This is a genomic window from Streptomyces noursei (assembly GCF_001646665.1).
Taxonomy (GTDB): domain Bacteria; phylum Actinomycetota; class Actinomycetes; order Streptomycetales; family Streptomycetaceae; genus Streptomyces; species Streptomyces lavendulocolor.
This window is the reverse complement of record NZ_LWBU01000370.1, coordinates 16941-17148: the sequence shown is the minus strand read 5'-3', so window position 1 is coordinate 17148 and position 208 is coordinate 16941.

The window sequence follows — 208 nt, the reverse complement described above, 5'->3', positions numbered from 1 at the left end:
GGCGGGGCGGGCGGTGGGCCAGGACCGCCGGGCGCGCGCCCGGCCATCCCGGCCTCTACGACGGCGACCCCGGGGCGGGCTCCGTCCAGGGGCACGGCCGGGCGGCTGCCGCGGGCGGGGGCGTGCGGGTGGCGGGGCGGGCGGCTGCCGAGGCGGGCTGGCGGGGCGCTGGCCGCCGAGGCGGGCTCCGGCGGGCGGGCGGGGCGGG